This window comes from Njordella calcicola, assembly GCF_056494125.1.
The window spans coordinates 6,439,520-6,457,358 of the sequence record NZ_CM151396.1 but is presented as its reverse complement, the minus strand read 5'-3'; the positions used below and the strand labels follow the sequence as shown (position 1 = coordinate 6,457,358).

General features: G+C 53.9%; 10 protein-coding genes. 8 read left to right on the top strand and 2 right to left on the bottom strand.

Going from position 1 to position 17,839, the window contains the following annotated elements; genetic code table 11:
• Positions 1–9 precede the first annotated feature (9 nt).
• Positions 10–2,769, top strand: a complete 2,760-nt coding sequence (locus SH302x_RS24930) for a C45 family autoproteolytic acyltransferase/hydrolase (protein WP_479365657.1) — start codon at positions 10–12, stop codon at positions 2,767–2,769.
• Positions 2,770–2,875: 106 nt separating this feature from the next.
• On the opposite strand, the gene SH302x_RS24925 is transcribed toward SH302x_RS24930, so the two are convergent.
• Entirely contained in the window at positions 2,876–4,567 is a 1,692-nt protein-coding gene (locus SH302x_RS24925; protein ID WP_479365656.1) for an efflux RND transporter periplasmic adaptor subunit, read from the bottom strand.
• 364 nt (positions 4,568–4,931) lie between these two features.
• On the opposite strand from SH302x_RS24925, the gene SH302x_RS24920 reads away from it, so the two are divergent.
• The 7 genes from SH302x_RS24920 (at position 4,932) to SH302x_RS24890 (ending at position 16,643) form a co-directional block, all read left to right on the top strand.
• On the top strand, positions 4,932–6,494 hold the full coding sequence (locus SH302x_RS24920) for a hypothetical protein (protein ID WP_479365655.1): 1,563 nt from the start codon (positions 4,932–4,934) through the stop codon (positions 6,492–6,494).
• Positions 6,495–6,561: 67 nt separating this feature from the next.
• Positions 6,562–7,725: a DUF1559 family PulG-like putative transporter gene (locus SH302x_RS24915; RefSeq protein ID WP_479365654.1), complete on the top strand. Its 1,164-nt coding sequence runs from the start codon at positions 6,562–6,564 to the stop codon at positions 7,723–7,725.
• A gap of 265 nt (positions 7,726–7,990) precedes the next feature.
• Positions 7,991–9,169: a class I SAM-dependent rRNA methyltransferase gene (locus SH302x_RS24910; RefSeq protein WP_479365652.1), complete on the top strand. Its 1,179-nt coding sequence runs from the start codon at positions 7,991–7,993 to the stop codon at positions 9,167–9,169.
• A 15-nt stretch (positions 9,170–9,184) separates the two neighbouring features.
• A complete protein-coding gene (locus SH302x_RS24905) occupies positions 9,185–10,069 on the top strand; it encodes a GIY-YIG nuclease family protein (RefSeq protein ID WP_479365651.1) in 885 nt (294 codons plus the stop codon).
• Positions 10,070–10,482: 413 nt separating this feature from the next.
• Positions 10,483–12,672 (top strand): type IV pilus assembly protein PilM, encoded by a 2,190-nt coding sequence (gene pilM, locus SH302x_RS24900; protein WP_479365650.1) that lies wholly within the window; start codon positions 10,483–10,485, stop codon positions 12,670–12,672.
• Positions 12,673–12,749: 77 nt separating this feature from the next.
• Positions 12,750–14,534 carry a hypothetical protein gene (locus SH302x_RS24895; RefSeq protein WP_479365649.1) on the top strand — a complete coding sequence of 595 codons (1,785 nt, stop codon included), beginning with the start codon at positions 12,750–12,752 and terminating at the stop codon, positions 14,532–14,534.
• Between the two features lie 102 nt (positions 14,535–14,636).
• Entirely contained in the window at positions 14,637–16,643 is a 2,007-nt protein-coding gene (locus SH302x_RS24890) for a hypothetical protein (RefSeq protein ID WP_479365647.1), read from the top strand.
• A 65-nt stretch (positions 16,644–16,708) separates the two neighbouring features.
• On the opposite strand, the gene SH302x_RS24885 is transcribed toward SH302x_RS24890, so the two are convergent.
• Complete coding sequence (locus tag SH302x_RS24885; RefSeq protein ID WP_479365646.1) at positions 16,709–17,824, bottom strand: NAD(P)-binding domain-containing protein; 1,116 nt, start codon at positions 17,822–17,824, stop codon at positions 16,709–16,711.
• Positions 17,825–17,839 lie beyond the last annotated feature (15 nt).

Sequence of the window (17,839 nt, the reverse complement as noted above, 5' to 3'; positions counted from 1 at the left end):
TTTAAAAAGATGACTCGAAGTCGCCGCTGTTTCGCCTTAGCATGCCTTTTTGTTTTCGCGATAGTAGCGACGCTCCGAGCCGAGCAGCCCGTTTCGCTAGCGCCCCTGCTGCAACCGTGGTTGGATGTCTTTCAAGGACAAAGCTCGGCGTTCACCATTGGGGGCTGGGTCGAACCCGAAATCGATGGCCAGCCACAGCGAATTGAATTTGAGCTCGTGCGTTACGACGATCAAGCGTTTGATCTCACTGCGACGCATGAAAAATATGCGGTCAAACTGCGTCGTCGCGGTGACATCACCGCGATGGCCTTGCCTAAGCATCAAGTCGTCTATATCGGCCAAGGCAAAGTGGATGCCGAAGATCATTTGCAGACGCAAGGCATTCTCGAGCGTTTGATTAACCCGGGCTCCGTCTTGCACGTTGGAGTCCAAACACTCGGTTCGCTAACGGCTGGTGAACTGGTAGGAATGGTGCAAACATTTACTGATATTCGCTACCAACCTGATTCAGGGAAATGGCTGATTGATGGCAAGGACGAGTTGCATTTTTCACCCGATGGTTTGACGATCGATGTGCAAGTAGATGGCGTAGCAGGTCAATTGACGCTTGCAACTGCCGAACGTTCTAACATCGATGTTCGAGATTGGCCTGGCTATGAAGTCGTAAAGTTGGAGCGTCGCGAGCTGGAGCGTCAGCTTTCGCGTGGAGTGCGTCGCGCGGCTGAGGTGCTGGCGCCCTCGGCGCTGTTAACCTCTCCGACGATGAAGTCAAAGAAGGTCGAGCATGGTGAGTTGCGATGGGTCGATGGCCAGCGGATCTGCTTGCTGTACGGGACACCCGAAGAGATTGGTCAAGCGCATGGGATGTTGCTGAAGAAAGAGACCGAGCGCTGTGTCGATTCGGTTTTATATGCGTTTGGGACCGCTCAAACGATCGCGACGGGGCGTTGGTTTCGCACCGATTTGGAAGCTGCCTATGCGCGCTTATCCCCGCATATTCCAGAACGCCATAAGCTCGAGACACGAGCGTTGGCGGCTAGCTTAAACATGCAACCGGAGTTGATGGAAGTGCTGAATGTTTTTCCCGAGCTGTTTCACTGTTCGGGTTTTGCGCTGTTTGGAGATGCGACGGTAGGCGGCAAATTATATCACGGTCGAGTATTGGATTACATGACCACCATCGGGTTACAAGATGCTGCCACGACGTTCATTATGGCTCCCACGGGCATGATACCGTTTGCCAATATTGGCTATGCGGGTTTCATTGGCAGCGTGAGCGGTATGAATGCTAGGAAGATATCGTTGGGGGAAATGGGGGGCCGCGGCGAAGGCCAGTGGGATGGAGTGCCGATGGCTACCTTAATGCGTCGCGCGCTTGAGGAATGCAGCACGCTGGATGAAGTCAAACGTTTGTGGTCTGACAATCCACGGACTTGCGAATATTTCTATGTTTTTGCTGATGGCAAAGATCGTTCGGCAGTGGGTGTGGCCGCAACGCCGGAGTCGATTGAGTTTGTTGAACCGGGTGCCGCGCATGAAAGACTAGGCGACGGGATTAAGGATGCGGTTGTCCTGTCGGCCGGTTCGCGTCTGGAAGAATTGCGTCGTCGTGTCAAAGATAACTTTGGCAAGGTCGATGCGGACGCCGCGATGCAACTGATGTGTCGGCCGGTGGCTATGAAATCGAACTTGCATAACGTGCTGTTTGTGCCCGAAGACGGAATCTTTTATGTTGCTAATGCGAGCCATCAATTGCCAGCGGCTGATCGCCCTTACGCAAAACTGGATCTGATGGCATTGTTGGCAGAGGTCCCAGGCCAAGTGCCACTGACATCGGCGCGCCTGAAAGTCGGCGATACATTTGCAGCGGTTGATACGCTGTCGTTGGAGGAGGATTCGGACGCCGATGCTCAGGCCTGTTTGGCCGGACTGCGATGGCAGCCTAGCAGCTTTCCTGTTCAATTGGAAGCAAACGAGGCCGGCCAAGGTGATTGGCTGGTGCGATTTCCGTCACCGCGACCCAGCGGGGACGCTCGCAACGATCTGGTGGCGATGGAGTGGTATCAAGCTAAAGATAAGACCGGTGCAGTTCTGAATGCGCCCGCGATTGTCGTTGTCCACGAATCCGGAAAAGGTATGACTGTGGGACGCATGGTGGCCCGCGCATTGCGAGCTCACGGGATTCATACATTCATGACCCAGTTGCCCTACTATGGCGTGAGACGACCGCCTGAAGGTCGTGCCAAAGGAGGCGAACTGATTCAAGCTATTCAGCAATCGGTGGCCGATGTCCGTCGGGCTCGCGATGCCGTGGCGGCCTTACCAGGTGTTGCACCGGAGCAAGTCAGCCTGCAAGGCACCAGCTTGGGGGGCTTTGTAACTGCCACCGTGGCGGGGCTAGATCAAGCTTACAGCAATGTCTTCATTCTGCTCGCTGGCGGTGATTTGTTCGGGACCTTGATGGAAGGTGAGAAAGACGCAGCAAAGGTTCGCGAAGAATTGATTCGCAGCGGACTGGATGAGACGCAGATTCGAGAAGGTTTACTCGCGATCGAACCGTTGCGATTGGCTCATCGCATGAACGCTAGTCGCACGTGGTTGTTTTCTGGCGTATTTGATAATGTCGTTACGCCACGCAGTTCTAAAGCGTTGGTCGATGCCGCAAGGCTGGACAAGTCGCATCATGTGGAGATGCTGGCCAACCATTATTCCGGGATCATCTTTCTACCGACCGTTGCGATGCAGATCAGCAACATTGTCAAGCAGTAGCTCGCAGTCGAGTTTCGCATTTAGACCGCGGACGTAGATGATAGTCGACCTTCTATCGGTCGAAGGGAGCGGCAGTTGTCGTATCGTTGGCTGAGCAGACGAAGACTTATTTGGTCGTTTTGAGAGCTCGGCTTTTGTCTTCGACCCGTACGACATCGGAACCGTCGCCGGCGATAGCGGCCAGCGGCGTGGTGATGACGGCAGTGCCTTCGGCCAAGAGAGGGTTGGCTTCAGCAACCCAATATTCGGTGGCGGTGGGTTCATCGCTATCTGGGTTGGATTCTACGGTTCGGGTGACGCGAACATCGCGGATGACTTCGATGCGACCTACCAGCCAAGCTTCGTTGTTTTTGGAATTGTTCTTCTCTTCTTCGGCGGATGTCTCGACCGAGGGGGCGGTTATCGCTTTATCATTGGCGACTGGGTTGTCCAATTTGGCTTGTTCGGCAGCTTGTTGGAGCATGCCTTCGATGGCCGTAGGGTCGGGAACAAACCTCCAGATCTCTCCGCCTGGACGAACGGCCAGTTTGGGCAGCAAAATCAGAGGGCGGCTAGGTTTGGTTTGAAAGACAGCTTTGACAAACATACCGCGGAAAAGCGCGGGCACCAATTTGCGAGGCGGAGTGCTACTGGGGGGGGAGCCAAGACCTGCGTCGCGGGAAGCGATGGCAGTTGAAACAGAACTTACGATTTGGAATTCTTGAGGCTGGTCGACGGCGACGCGAACGGAGATCGTACGGCTTTGCAAGTCTACGCCAACGCCTTCGTAGCGATCCAGCACGCCGTTCCACTGGTAGAACACATCGTTGCGCCCAGCGACTTGGTAGAGGATGCGGACCGGCGTTTTGGGCAGAGCGTATGAGCTTGCGATGGCAGATGGTGTGAGCGTAGCAGGATCGAGCTTGGTGACTTCCGGGGCCTGTGATTCGGCACGTTGTTGTTCCAGGATTGTGGCCAGTTGGTCTGTTCGCAAGCTGCAGACGACTTCCGATCGGCTGGTGTCTTCCAGCACGCAGAGGGTAGCACCGCGTTGGACGAAAGAGTCGACTTGGACCGCTTCGCTCACGATAATTCCCGAGATGGGAGCGCGGACTTCGGTACGAGCCAGATTGACTTTGGCCTGCTCCAGTTGCGAGGCGACTAGTTTTTCGGCGAGTTCAACGCGAGTGCGGCGAGTTCGCAGCGTCGCGATTTGGTTTTGCTGTGTCGTCATCATGTTGACGCTTTGCAGTCGGCTGCGACGCGCGGCATCCAGTTCGGTGGCGCTGGCGTAGCCGCTAGGCAGATTCAGCATGCGCTGGATTTCGCGATCTTGCAATTCGACTTCTTCCTCGGAGACTTTCAGCAAACGCTCGCTGTTGGCGAGTTCTTGTTCGAGTTCGGCTTGTTGTGCATATTCGCTTTGCCGCAGGGCCGAAAGACGCTCGACCTCCAGTTGGTAGTCGCGGTAATCCAGTCGAAAAAGGACGTCGCCTGCATCGATCCAAGTCCCGTTGCGGCATTTCTCGCTTTTGAAAGTCACGCGGCCGGCGACTTCCGCTGCGATCGTGATTTCCCGAAACGGGACAACCACACCGTTGACCTCGATGTCCAGGGTGCTGGTGGAATCGAAGGTTTTCACCCGGTCCACTTCGACGATAGGCAACTTGCGAAGCACCGCCGAGTAAGTGTCTGCGACGCCCGAGATTTGGCGAGGCTTGGATTGCCCCATCGCGGCAAACAGAACAAAGCTACCGGCGATGACGATGACCGGGATGACGATACCGAGCCAGATGTCTCGAGATTGCAGTTTACGCATAGGAGAATTGAGGGGACGCAGGTTTTGCAGCAAGCGAAAAGCTAATTCATTGTTTCTACAGGGATTTGCCCCATGGGCCAGGGGCAGAACGCTTTAGCAACAAAGCTTAGTCAAATATTGAACTTTGAACTACAAATAGTACTCTAATTAACATTCCGGGGTAGTTTCCGACAGGCGAATTGGCTGAATCAAAACTTCGCGAATCGCTAGCTTTGGACAAAAATCTAGGCTGGTTGCGGAGATCTTTCCAAAATTCGTTGACATGGGGAACATCTTGACCGTAAAATTGAGCGCCCATGGAGTTGTGTCGCTATGCAGCTCAAAAATTCGGGATTTCTCATCAATCGCTACGCGGGAAAAAATCATGCGGACGGCAAATTCGAACTCAAGGCGTGGTCTATTCTTGTCGGCTCTGTTGGGGCTGTCGATCTCAAGCCAACTGGTGATACCGGCATTCGCGCAACCGGGAAATCCGGCTCCCGCGGCAAACGCAACAGCGTTCAAAACGGTACCACTTCCGGAGGAACTCAAGTCTCCCAAAGCTTTGAAAGATCTGGGCGACGCCAAAAAGGAAGCTTTTCGGGGCAGTTTTGATATCAGGCCGATTCAAGCTTACTACCGCAACTACTTGATCCCCATGTTGACTTCGCTGGAAGATCCGTTGTCGGCCAACATGGCGGTGGCGGAGTTTCGCGCCGATATGCAGAATGCGGTAAAGCTTGATCCGACGAGTCTCAAAACTTACAACGACGAGATCTACAAAATGTTGGCTCTCGTTGCGACCAATAATTATCGTCCAACCGCAGTGATCAATGCGACGCTGCTGATTGGAGAGCTCAATGAAACGCGGCCGACCAGTAATACGCCCAGCAAACCGTATGGCAATGCCACGAAATTTTTGTTGAGCGCTGCTGAGCGTGGTTCAAGCGATGGTGTGAAGGCTGCGGCGTTGGTTGGTCTGGAGCGGCATATTCGCATCCTTGGTCCGACTTGGCCAGAAAACGTACGTGACTCGTTAGCGGATCGGTTTTTGAATTGGGCGAAAGCTCCCCGACCGGCATCGCAGTCAACCGACGCTCACGCCTATCTGACGGCGCGATATCTTCAGTTGGCGGGATTGTTTCCGCACACCAAAGGACCAGAGATGTTAGCTCTGGCGACCGATATCTTGGCCAATGAGTTCACGCATCCCATGTTGCGGGAGCAAGCTTTGATCGTAATGGGGGCCACTGCACCGACAGACATCCCAGAAGGGAAATTGGTGGCAGCCGGACGTTACAGCATGCGATATATGAAACGCAAGCTGGAGGATTGGAACGACCTTTATGACATGAGCACCTCGGCGTCGGCCGGTGGCGGCGGTGGCGGTGGCTATGGCGGCGCAGGAAGTATGGGAGCCGGATACGGCGATACGGGCGGCAACGAAGGCTACGGCGGTGGCGGTTTAGGGGCCTATGGGGGTGGTGAAGAAAAGAAGAAAGAAAAGCCCCAGAACCCTTTCGATAAGCAGGACGAACAAACGATAGTCTTGCGTCGCTACATGCATGAGTTGCTGCAGACGATGCGTTATGGTTTATCGGGCAAGATGAACGGTAGTGTGCCGACTGAGTATCAAAAAGGCTTGTTGGCTAAATTGCCTGCGGGCGATGAGCGCGAACTGGTGGAGTACGCGGTTGAATTGATGCAGGAATTACAAGTTGCACTCAATAGCGAGACGATCAAAACGAAGGCAGATCTAGCCACCGATGCCAGGAAGTTGGTCGATAAACTGATAGCGATTGCCGAGCAGTACCCAGGGGCTGTCGACCTAGAAAATGAGCTGATCATTGAGGAGGCTCCTGAAATGCAAGGGGCGTCAGGCAGGAATGAGACGGTTGGTATTGAGCTTGAAGAGGCTCCCGAAGGCGATGTGCCAGCGGCGAAGTAAATTGCGATAGCTTTGAAGTAGTCAAGGGGCGGGCCGTCGGTGGTGACGGCTCGCTGCATTTGCGGATATGTTTTTTCCACGGGTGGATGTGATGACAGACGGCCGTCGCCGAGATGGTTTTTCGTTAGTCGAATTGTTGGTGGTTCTGAGCATCATCGCCGTCTTGGCAACACTTATCTTGCCTGCGGTGATGGGTGGTCGAGAGTCTGCTCGCAAGATCTCGTGTTCGTCCAATCTTCGTCAGGTTGGTTTGGCACTGGCGGCCTACGAGGCAGCTCATCGGCATTTAGTTCCGATGCGAGGCGGTCCGCTGACTAATGCCGACGGATTGTGGTTGGGTAGTCGCATGAGTGGTTTTGTCGCGTTGTGTCCCTTTCTGGAGCGCATGGACTTATACAGCCAAATCCAAGGTGGTTTTGAAGCGTCCGTTGCGCCCAGAGTTCGATTTGCGCGGGGGGGCGAGCCCTGGTGGCGTGGCGGCAATTACACTCCGTGGCGAACCGAGCTTGCGGTTCTGCGTTGTCCCTCGGACCCCGGCCGCATGCTGCCGGCCGATTGGGCCAGCATGGGGAGAACGAATTTTGCGTTTTCTCTGGGTGATTCGCAAATGGGGATTGAGTTCACTTATTGGGAAGCTCCGGAGCGAGCGGTGCGTGGCATGTTCCAGCAGAGGTATGAGTTGCGATATACAGACTGTTCCGATGGAGTCAGCAACACGATTGCTTTCGGAGAGATCGCTACACCACAATCGCATCAGAACAATCAGCGAACCAAGGACGCGCCCACGCGGGGATATCAAGCGACGTCGATTGCCGAGCGAATTGCGGGGCATGGTGTGGTCCCTGCAGATTGCCTAGCGGTCGCTCATGGCGGTCGCTATGTGCGGGAGCAGGACGTTGTCGCCAAGCGAGGGACGCATTGGGGGGATGGCAATCCTGACTTTGTTGGATTCAACACGATAGTTGCACCCAACGGTCCAAGCTGTGTGGCTTCACGCAATGAAGGTCCTGGTTTGCATACCGCAGCAAGCTACCATTTGGGTGGCGTGCACGTCATGATGCTCGATAGCTCCATCCACTTTGTCAGTGATGCGGTCGATACCGGAGACATGCAAGCCGAATCTCCCGGGGTCTTTTATGAAGATGGTTCCACGTTGTACAGTGAGAATTGGTTTGCCAAAAGCGTGTACGGTGTGTGGGGCGCGATGGGGAGTCGCAATGCGGGCGACTGAACCTCAGAAATCTTCGGTTGGGAGTTTTGAACGTCAGGCTCGCTAGCTAGGGCTGCTAACGAGATACTCCCGGCAAACTGCCCAGTGGCTCTAGTGCCCGCACGGCTGGGAAATATACTGGCGACAACCTGATCTTCGAGAGGGAGCTTGATGATGGAATGAAGCGTTCTTTCTACTTGTACTACTTGGCAATAATTCATTGACAAAACAATCTTTGCGCGTTGAGCCTCGTTCGAGCATGCCCTGCGTTTATGTTTCGCGCGCGATGCGGCACCCGAATATCTTTCGAAAACGTATCACGCAGATCGAAGGGAATCCGCAACCGGGTGATTGGGTGGCTGTTTATGCCAATCCGAATGAGACGCAGCCCGATGCACGCTTGTTTGGCTACGGCTTGTACAATCCGAAATCCAGTGTGGCGGTCAGGTTGATGCGTTGGGGTGACCAGATACCTGACGCATCGTTTTGGGACACGAAAATGACTCAGGCGATTTCGCTGCGGCATTCCTTCTTGAAGTTGCCCGAAACGACCAACGCTTATCGCTTGATTCATGGCGAAGCGGACGGGTATCCGGGGATAGTCGTGGATCGCTATGGCGATTGTTTAAGTGCCGAGGTGTTCTCGTTGGGCATGATGCAGCGGAGCGAAGAGTTGGTGCAGTCGCTTTGCAAGCGGCTTGGGTTGGAGCATTACCTTGTGCGGCCCTGCCCTGGTTTTGTGGCTCAAGAAGGTTTTCCAGTGGAAGAGTATCGCTCGGCAAATTGTCCTGCTTATGTGACAGTTCAAGAGGGGGCGACCAAGTATCGGATCCAGTTTGACGGCAGCCATAAGACAGGATTTTTCTGCGATCAACGGGACAATCGCAGTTTGCTCGCTGGCTGGTCGGCTGGTAAAACGGTACTAGATGTTTGTTGTTACACCGGTGGCTTTAGTGTGAGGGCTGCGAGTGAGGGCCATGCCTCGGAAGTGACGGGGGTTGATATCGATGAAGAGCCCTTGCAAGTCGCCAAGAAGAACGCCAACATCAACCATGCGAAAGTGCGATATTGCCAGTCGGATGCGTTCGCTTTCATGCGTGACATGCTGGCGATTGGTCGTCAGTACGATATCGTTGTGCTAGATCCACCGAAGCTCATTCGCTCACGCAATGAGTTGGAAGAAGGCACACGGAAGCACCACGACTTGAATAAGCTCGCGATGCAATTAGTGAAACCGGGCGGCTTGTTTTTGACTTGTACCTGTGCGGGATTGTTGACACAAGAAGCGTTTGATTCCATGCTCCATTCGGCGGCCCGCGCGTTCATACCGCTGGATGGCAGCAGTCAGCAATCGATGCGAACGGCCAAGATTATTCGTCGTGTGGGTGCCAGTGGCGACCATCCGATTGGTGTAAACTGTCCGGAAACGGAGTATTTTAAGAGCACTTGGATGATTATCGATTGATTAAAAGGTAGTGCCATGAATTGGAAACGTACACTTTTAAGTTGGGTTGCCGTGGGACTGATGCTGGTCTGCGAAGGGTCGTTTGGGACAGCGGTCGGCCAGGAGGCCGCTTCGAAATCCACTCTCGATCTGCTGGAGATTTATGCCCAGGTACATGACGGTTGGAGCTTAGATGAAGTCATTATTCGAGATGACTTGCGAGCCAGCATGGTGGCGGCGGTTCGAGCGGCGGGCAGTGACATCGGCGAAGTCGAACTGTTTGAGCAATTGATCCAGTTGCGTAAAAGCGGCAAGTTCACGGTGAAGTCGACCAAGACGCTGCGGCCCGAGTTGGAGGGCGAGACACCCGTGGCGGAAATCGCGGCTCGACGCGTACTTGAGGAAAGTGGCGAATCGTTGGACCGTGTTTTTATCGATCCAGTTTTGTTGGCGAAGTTCGATCGTCTGGCCGCCGAAGTGGCTCCGGGCTTCGACCCCTATTTGGTTCGTAGGGCCGCGTTGAGGTTAAGGAAGACGCGGCAACTGCGTCCAGAGCTGCTGGTGCGAGTGACTGATTGGAAAGTGGAGGTGGTCTCCGCGCCGGTACAAGAGTTCGCAAGCGACCTGTCGAAAGTGCCTCGTCGCCCAGGTGTCTACATCTTTCGTGATTCCACAGGCTATCTCTATATCGGCCAATCGAAAGACCTGCGCGACCGCTTGACCAAGCATTTGAAGGAAAGCGACCGGTTGGCTCTTGCCAGTTACTTAACTGGGCAGCGAGCCGACGGTAAGGCCAGCGAGACGGTGTTGGAGTTGCATATTTTTCAAGAAGGTTCGCCTGCAGAAGCGACAGTTGTGCGGGAAGCCTATGAAAGTGAATTGATTCGCACTCGTAAGCCACGACTCAACTTGGCACCGTAGTGTCCGCCGATTTGGCGTTGCGTGTCAGTTGGTGGTGGCGATGGTGTTGGGGCGGTAAGTTTGCGGCTTAGGAGGAGTGCGAGTTGGGAAGTTTCGCCCCCTTGGCGAAGACTTCCAGAAAAAATTTGACAGCAGCTAGTGACAAACGATAGGATATTAAGGGCAGCAAGACGGAAGTTTTTGCGGCTTTATTGCTTATCCTACTTGAGCCGCCGGGACGGTGGTTTACTGTATTGCTTGTGCGTGTCCGCTATTTCCACCTCGTCACCAAATCGCTGGCCCGCACTGACCTGGACAAACCAGGCGTTTTTTCAGGGTTGCTCGATCAGGCGGACAAGTTTCGACGGGCAACGCTGGATGAGCATAAACCAAAAGACTTATCGAAGGTTTCGCGCTAGATTTTGAGGAATGTTATGGCAAGAAAAGTCAATCACGTGTGGGGCGTTGAGATTGGCCAAAGTGCAATCAAGGCTCTGCGTTGCCATTTAGAAGGCGACCAAGTTGTTGCGGACTCATTCGATTTCGTTGAGTATCCTAAAATTCTCTCCCAGCCAGACTCGGAACCGGAAGTTCTGTTGGCCGATGCGCTGGAGCAATTTACCTCGCGCAACGACCTTCGCGGGGCGAAAGTGGCGATCAGCGTTCCTGGCCAGCAAGGTTTGGCCAAGTTCTTCAAGCCGCCGCCAGTCGAAGTTAAAAAGATTCCCGACATCGTTCGTTATGAAGCAAAGCAACAGATCCCGTTTGATTTGAATGACGTGATTTGGGATTTCCAGCAAATGGCTGGCGCGAACATCGAGGATGGCTATGCGCTGGAAAGCGAAGTGGGTTTGTTCGCGATGAAGCGCGAGGCCGTATATCGCTCGCTCAAGCCTTTCCAGGCTGCTGAAATCGAGCCAGACATTATTCAGTTATCGCCCGTGGCAATCTACAACATGATTGCGTACGATCGTTTCTCCGAACGATTGGCCGAAGGCGATTTCGATCCTGAGAAGCCACCGAAATCGGTGTTGATCTTGTCGATTGGTACCGATGCGACCGACTTGATCGTGACCAATGGTTTCCGCATCTGGCAACGCAGTATGCCTATTGGCGGTAATCACTTTACTCGCCAATTGAGTAAAGAGCTGAAGTTGACCTTCGCAAAGGCGGAGCATTTGAAGCGAAATGCGATGCAGGCGGATGATCCAAAATTGGTCTTCCAAGCGATGCGTCCAATCTTCAATGACATGCATACCGAAATCCAACGTTCGATTGGATTCTTCCGTCAGATCAACAAGAAGGCGGAGATTGAGTCGATTCAGTTGCTGGGGAACACGGCCAAACTGCCCGGTCTTCAAGCTTATCTGAATAAGAGCTTGGGTATGGATGTCGAGATCATCGAAAAGTTCTCGCGGCTTTCAGGCATGGAAGTGATCGGTGCTCCAAGCTTTAAGGAAAACCAGCCAAGCTTCGGCGTGGTGTATGGGCTTTGCCTGCAAGCGTTGCATCATGGGCCGATCCGAACCAATTTGTTGCCCAAAGAGATCGTGGTGGATCGCTTGGTGGATTCCAAGAAGCCTTGGATGGCCGCCGCGGCAGCCACACTGTTGGTGGGCATGGCAGTCAATTATGGGTTGGTCTACAACGCCTATTCAAAAGTCGAGCCCGATTTGTGGCAAGCGGCTCAATCGCAAGTTGTCAGTCTGCGAAATGAGAGTCAAACCAATATCGACATGGATGAGACTCAAAAGAATAAAGTCGAGTTGATGCGAGCGATTGGTGAAGAGGTCAGTGCAAACAGCGAACGCCGCAAGATCTGGCTCGAGTTGCTCAGCGTGATCAATGCAGGTTTGAATCGAAATCCAGATTTGGTCAGTAAATCGCCGGTCGAATTGCCTTATAACGAACGTCGCGACTTCCATATCACCTTGATTGATTCGCAGTACCGCGACGATATCACAAAGTACGTGGACGATAACTTTAAAGAGAAGTATCGCAGCGAATCGCGAGCGCGTATTTCACAATTGTTTGGCGAGAGTGCGGCTCAAACGACAGAACAAGCACCCGAGGGCGAGGGATTGTCCGGGCCAGGTTGGGTCGTCAAACTGGAAGGGTACCATTACCACAATGGCGTCCGCGGAGATGAAAAGTCTGACTTTGTGCGAAAGAATTTGATCCACTTTTTGGAGACTGGTGGCATCAACTTGCCTGGCCCTGATGGGAAGATGGTTCCGTTCTCCACCAAAGAGATGGGGATCTCGTATCCAATTCTGGTGGCAGAAGCGACTACCACCGAAGAAAGGATTGGGAATCCAGAGTACGAGCGTTTGAGTGGCGGTCGAAATATCGGCGGTGCTGCAAGTGGATATGGGGGAGCAGGCAGCGCATACGGCGGTGATGCTCCGGCGGCTGCTGCGAAGCCTAAAGAGTTTGTTGATGATGAAGGCAGACCCGTGCCACCGTTTTTTACAGCCACGAAAGCATCGTTCAAGGTGCAATTCGTCTGGAAAGAACGAACGCTTGCTCAGCGAATGGCTTGGAAAGCCGATCCGCGATTTAAACCAGATATCATTCCACCGAAAGATATCATTGCTCCGGCGACCAACCCAGTTGCCCCGTAGCAGCCGATGCTTTTAAAAACTGTTCCGATACATTTATGGCTACAATAAGAACGTCACTGTTTTAGGACGACTGAATCATGGATCAACTAAAGCCCGTTATTACCATTGTCAAGAAATACTATTTCTGGATTCTGATGGTGATTGTGTTGGCCACTTCGGTGACCATCTTCTTTATGTCTAACAGCCAGTTGCATGAGGAAATCTCCACGCGAATCAGTGCGATTAACAGCAGTTACAGCACGATTAATGAGGTGTCTTCCAAGATTGCCACGCACCCCAACGAGCAATCGCATAAGGAGATGGAAGCGATCATCGATCTCCACAAACTGGATGTGCAAAAGGCTTGGGAGTTTCAGTACGAACGTCAAAAGCGATATTTGAAGTGGCCCAAAGGTGTAACCACCGAGCGAGCGATTGCTGAACTTGATAAGCGGCGTCCAATTGAATTGACGATCGCCAATCCTCTCAAGGAGGGCGAAGATCCGCTGGACCGCAGTGCTCGCGAGCAATATCGCGATTATATCAATCGTGTATTCCCCGACATCGCCAACATTATCGGCGCGACTTGGACCGCTTCGTTAACCGGCTCGGCGGCACCTCCTGCCCAAGCAGTTAACCCACTGGTGAAATGGGAAACTAGCTCTCAGAAAAAACTGGTTGACCAGATTGCTCCTTGGTACAACCCGGCGCAGCCACCGAGCACGCTGGACATTCTTTACACGCAAGAGGATCTCTGGATTCTCAGCGGCTTGATGAACATCGTAAAGACCGTCAATGGCGACGCACGTGAGAACTTCCAAGCTCCGATAAAAGAAATCAAGTGGATTCGGTTGGGCAAAGCGGCCAATGGTTCTGCTGGTGAAGTGGAGACGATTGCGGGCTCCAAGCCCGCTGGCGGTGGTGGTGGTGCTTATGGCGGAGGCGGGGATGATTACGGCGGCTCTAGTCCCTATGGTGCGGCTGCGGGTGGTGCTCCAGCGGCTTCGGCCGCTCCCGGCGGCAGCGCGTACGGTGCCGGTTACGGCGGCGCGTCCGCTGGACCTGTGGATCCGGCAGACAGACGCTATGTTGACTCGAATTATAAGCCTGTGGGCTCAGCGGACTTGATCGCAAAAATGAAGTCGGCTCAACCGCAAGATGCATTTTTTGCAGTCGCTAAACGGATTCCGGTTCAGTTGCGGCTCAATATGGATCAGCGCCGTATCGCAGATTTGATCGCCGCATGCGGTAACAATGATCTTATGGTGGAAGTCAAACAAGTCCGCATCGCAACGGATGAGTCTAAGGAGCCAACCCTAGCGACGGGCGGTGGTGGCGGCGGTGGTGCGGGTGGCGGCTACTCTGGCGGCGGAAGCGCGTACGGCTCTGGTTACGGTGACTCGGGTGGGAACGCTGGTTACGGCGGCTCAGGCGGCGGATATGGCGGTGGCGCAGGCGGTGGATATGGCGACAGCGCGACCGGTTCCGATGTGACTTGGAGCGACAAGTCGTACGAATTAGACGTCGAACTGTACGGTATCGTCTTGCTGTACAATCCCGTCGACATCGACAAGTTGGGCATTGAGAAAGTTGAGCAATCGACTGAGTTGGAAACAACAGCTCGTGCGGAACCTGCGGCCCCGGAAGCAACTCCACCAGCCAACGGAACACCAGCCAACGGGGCACCTGTGAACGGGGCACCTGTGAACGGGGCACCGGCAGACGGGGCACCGGCAGACGCGGCACCGGCAGACGCGGCACCGGCGGATGGAGCACCTGCAGAAACGGCACCGGGCGCAGTTCCAGTGCCACCACCTCCGGCGGCACCGGCGGCAACCGAGTCGGCTGCTGCTGGGATTCCGCAACCTAGATCGATCCAGTAACGATTTGCTGGAATGGACTTACGGGGGGTACCGTTGGTCCGCAACCCCTGGTTTTTATATCGCATTTTCGATCGCAACGTTAATCAGTTATCGAGGTCAGCTATGTTTGGTTTAGGAAAAAAGGGTGCTAAAGGTGATGGGCCTGCGGCTGAGCCGAAAGCTCCTAAGGCAAGTCGATCGTCGGAAAGTAAGTTTGACTTCGTTCAGTTTCTCCTAAATCACGGAGAGAAGTTCGTTGTGGGTGCCGTCGGTGCCGCCGCAGCCTTCTTCTTATGGAGTGGCTGGAATACAGAAACTATCGAAGCCACAAAGCACAAAGATGACTTGATTCAGAAGGCCAGCACCACGCGAAACGTGATTCTGAACGAGAATCATTGGGATCAAATTAAATCGACTCGCAAGTACGATGTGAACTTTAGGAATCAATCCGAGCAGTCTCGCAATCAAACTGATGCGACGCCATATCGCAATGATGTTTGGGAATTTGTACCCCGCAGCCGCGGTGGCAAACGTGGTGATCCCGAAGTGTTGCCACCGGCCAACCTACATGCAGAAGCGTTTATGGGAGTGATCGCAGTCAAGAGTCCTCGGCCTGCGGAAATTGAGAATCTCAAAGGTGCACTTCCTGTCGGCGAGAAGAAACGTCGCCGCCCCGATGACCCCGAACCAGCGGACCGCCTGATGGCTAGCGGCTACGATTATGGCTACCAAGCGAAAGAAACGAAGCTGGAACGCGACAGCACTGGTCGAGTTCGCAGCGATGCCGAAACCGTTGTCTCGCAATACGTGACGTTCGCGGCCGTAACGGCTGCCGTGCCTCATGAGGCGATGGTCAAGAATTATCTTAAAGAGTTTGAGGACGCAGCGGACTTCAATCCCAATCGAGACTCGCCCAACTATTTGGGCTTTGAAGTTCAGCGAGTGGACGTGACAGCGATTACGGACCTTTCGACTTTGACCGATGCCGACTGGCAGACATTGAGTGATGTAACGCCAGAAGTTTACGGCAAGCTAGTCGACAAATGGCCCGGGACGGCAGATGAAACCGCCAAGGAAAACTATGTTTCTTCAAAGCTTACGATGAAGATTCCGCCGATCCTAATGAGCCGTTATAGCCACTTGGTCGACCATCCCAAGATTCCACAAATCAGCAAGAAGCCTGCAGCCTCGGGTGGGTACGGCGGCGCTGGCTACGGAGATGGATATGGCGGCGGCGGTGATTCCGATTATGGTGCCGGATATGGCGGCGTATCCTATGGCAGCGGCTATGGTGGAGCTGGCCAAAGCGATTACGGTGCATCATCGACGGCTCAAGAAGTCGACACAGCAGAACGTTCTCAAGCAGAAACGCTGACCGAGTACAAGCTTCTGCGATTTTTTGACTTCAATGTCCAACCTGGCCATGTCTATGTCTATCGCACTCGCTTGTTGCTAGAAGACCCCAACTATCCCCGCAGCAAATCGCTGCAGCCCAAGACCTCTACCATGAAGCCCGAAGCGGTACAACGTGTTCAGGATTTGATGATGGCGGATGAGAAGCGGTTGGCTGCTGACAAGAAGGCTCTGCGTTCCAGCAAGCTGGTTACCAAGTGGAGTGATCCAAGTCCAGCCGTAACGGTACCTTCTCGCAGCCGTTTGTTTGCTAGTGCTGTGAAGAAGAATGTGACGCGTTACAGTGTGAAGGACCAACCGGTGGAGCTGGTGAGCATGCTGGATACCAGTTTAGTTTACGGTGAGTGGGATCCAAAACTGGCAACCTTTGTACCTTATCGAACCGATAAATCGCCAGCGGTAGGAAGCGTCTTCGGCGGTGCCTTGGGCAAAGATTTGGAACTGGAGGTTATCGCACCGATATCCAAAAAGGTGAAGGCCGTTCCCGGTTATCGTTTCGCAAACACCGTAGTGGTTACGGATATCAGTGGCGGCGATGTTTTGGTGGATTCACCACCGAAGAATGAACTGCGATCCGGCGGTCGTATCGTTGCCTTCGATAGCTCAAGCGGCGAACTCATTATTTCCAATGAGTTTGAAGACTACGCTCAGTATCGGCTCTTCTCGTTTGCTGACGAACGGGAAGCTAAAGACAAAGCGGACGCTGAGAAGAAGTAAGCCGCGTTCGACGCAGTTCGCTCCAATGATCCAAACGGCCATGTTCTGCACATGGCCGTTTTTCGTTAGCTTTCGGGCATCGCTTCGATACGAGCTTGAAATTCCGCCGCACTGGCACTGGCTAGCCAATTTTGGCTAGAGGCTACTTTACCAAGGATGGCATTGAGTATCAGTTCGATGTGAGCGTGGCAGTTTTCGAGAAAGATTTGATAGCGACTGCTTTGCGTGCCGGCCACGGCGGTGCCAGCTACGAACAGGCCAGGCACATTGGTCATCATGGTGGCCGGATCAAATTCCGGCCGCTGCGAGTCTCCCATCAATGAAACTCCGCAGGCTTCAAAAAGTCGTTTGTCTTGGCGATAGCCGATCAGAGACAGGACTTCATCCGCCATCACAACCAGTGGCTCTTGATTTGGCGATGCCGTGCAATCGCTTGGGTCGACGGGTTGGAAGTGGACGTGTTGCGGCGTGATCTTGGTGGCGACCATGTTGAAATGCGCTTTGATTTTTCCAGAGCGTATCAAACCGTCGATCTCGGGGAGCAGCCAATACTTGATACTTTGCCGTGGCAGATCGGGGCCACGATAGCACAACGTCACATCGGCTCCGCAGTGTGACGCCCGCAACGCGGCTTCCACAGCACTGTTGCGTCCGCCAATGATGACAACCTTGCGGCCAAAGTACTTGTGGGGCTCGCGAAAGTAACTATCAACATGGGGCAAGTCTTCGCCGGGAATGTGCAACCGGTTTGGGACGTCGGTGCCTCCGATGGCGAGGACGCAATTTCGGCAGGAAACAGCCGGGTGCTGTCCCGGTGGTTCAAATTCGACGTGCAGCAAACCGCTTACTGAGTTACGGAGCACCGAGTGTGCAGGCCGGTGAGAATGTACGGCAATTTCGAACTGGCGCACCAGCGAACGCAGATAAGCCAAATACTGTTCGCGAGTCGCTTTGCTTTGGTCGGGTGTTTCTAGAGGAACGCCGGCAATCGCGATCCGGTCGTTGCTGCTGAACCAACGCGTTTGAGGGGCCCACCATGCGATGGTGTTTCCGACTTGACCCGCTTCGAAAACAGCGCAGCTCAGACCCGCTTTTTTGCCGGCAATTGCAGTGGCTAGTCCAATCGGACCAGCACCGATGACTGCGATATCCAATGGTTCAGAAGGGATGAACTTGTTCACAGGGCTTTTGATTAA

What these genes read in the sequence shown, in the direction of transcription:
- SH302x_RS24930 (WP_479365657.1), top strand. Translation starts at nt 10, where the DNA reads ATGACTCGAAGTCGCCGCTGTTTCGCCTTAGCATGCCTTTTTGTTTTC.
- SH302x_RS24925 (WP_479365656.1), bottom strand. Translation starts at nt 4,567, where the DNA reads ATGCGTAAACTGCAATCTCGAGACATCTGGCTCGGTATCGTCATCCCG.
- SH302x_RS24920 (WP_479365655.1), top strand. Translation starts at nt 4,932, where the DNA reads ATGCGGACGGCAAATTCGAACTCAAGGCGTGGTCTATTCTTGTCGGCT.
- SH302x_RS24915 (WP_479365654.1), top strand. Translation starts at nt 6,562, where the DNA reads ATGTTTTTTCCACGGGTGGATGTGATGACAGACGGCCGTCGCCGAGAT.
- SH302x_RS24910 (WP_479365652.1), top strand. Translation starts at nt 7,991, where the DNA reads ATGCGGCACCCGAATATCTTTCGAAAACGTATCACGCAGATCGAAGGG.
- SH302x_RS24905 (WP_479365651.1), top strand. Translation starts at nt 9,185, where the DNA reads ATGAATTGGAAACGTACACTTTTAAGTTGGGTTGCCGTGGGACTGATG.
- pilM (WP_479365650.1), top strand. Translation starts at nt 10,483, where the DNA reads ATGGCAAGAAAAGTCAATCACGTGTGGGGCGTTGAGATTGGCCAAAGT.
- SH302x_RS24895 (WP_479365649.1), top strand. Translation starts at nt 12,750, where the DNA reads ATGGATCAACTAAAGCCCGTTATTACCATTGTCAAGAAATACTATTTC.
- SH302x_RS24890 (WP_479365647.1), top strand. Translation starts at nt 14,637, where the DNA reads ATGTTTGGTTTAGGAAAAAAGGGTGCTAAAGGTGATGGGCCTGCGGCT.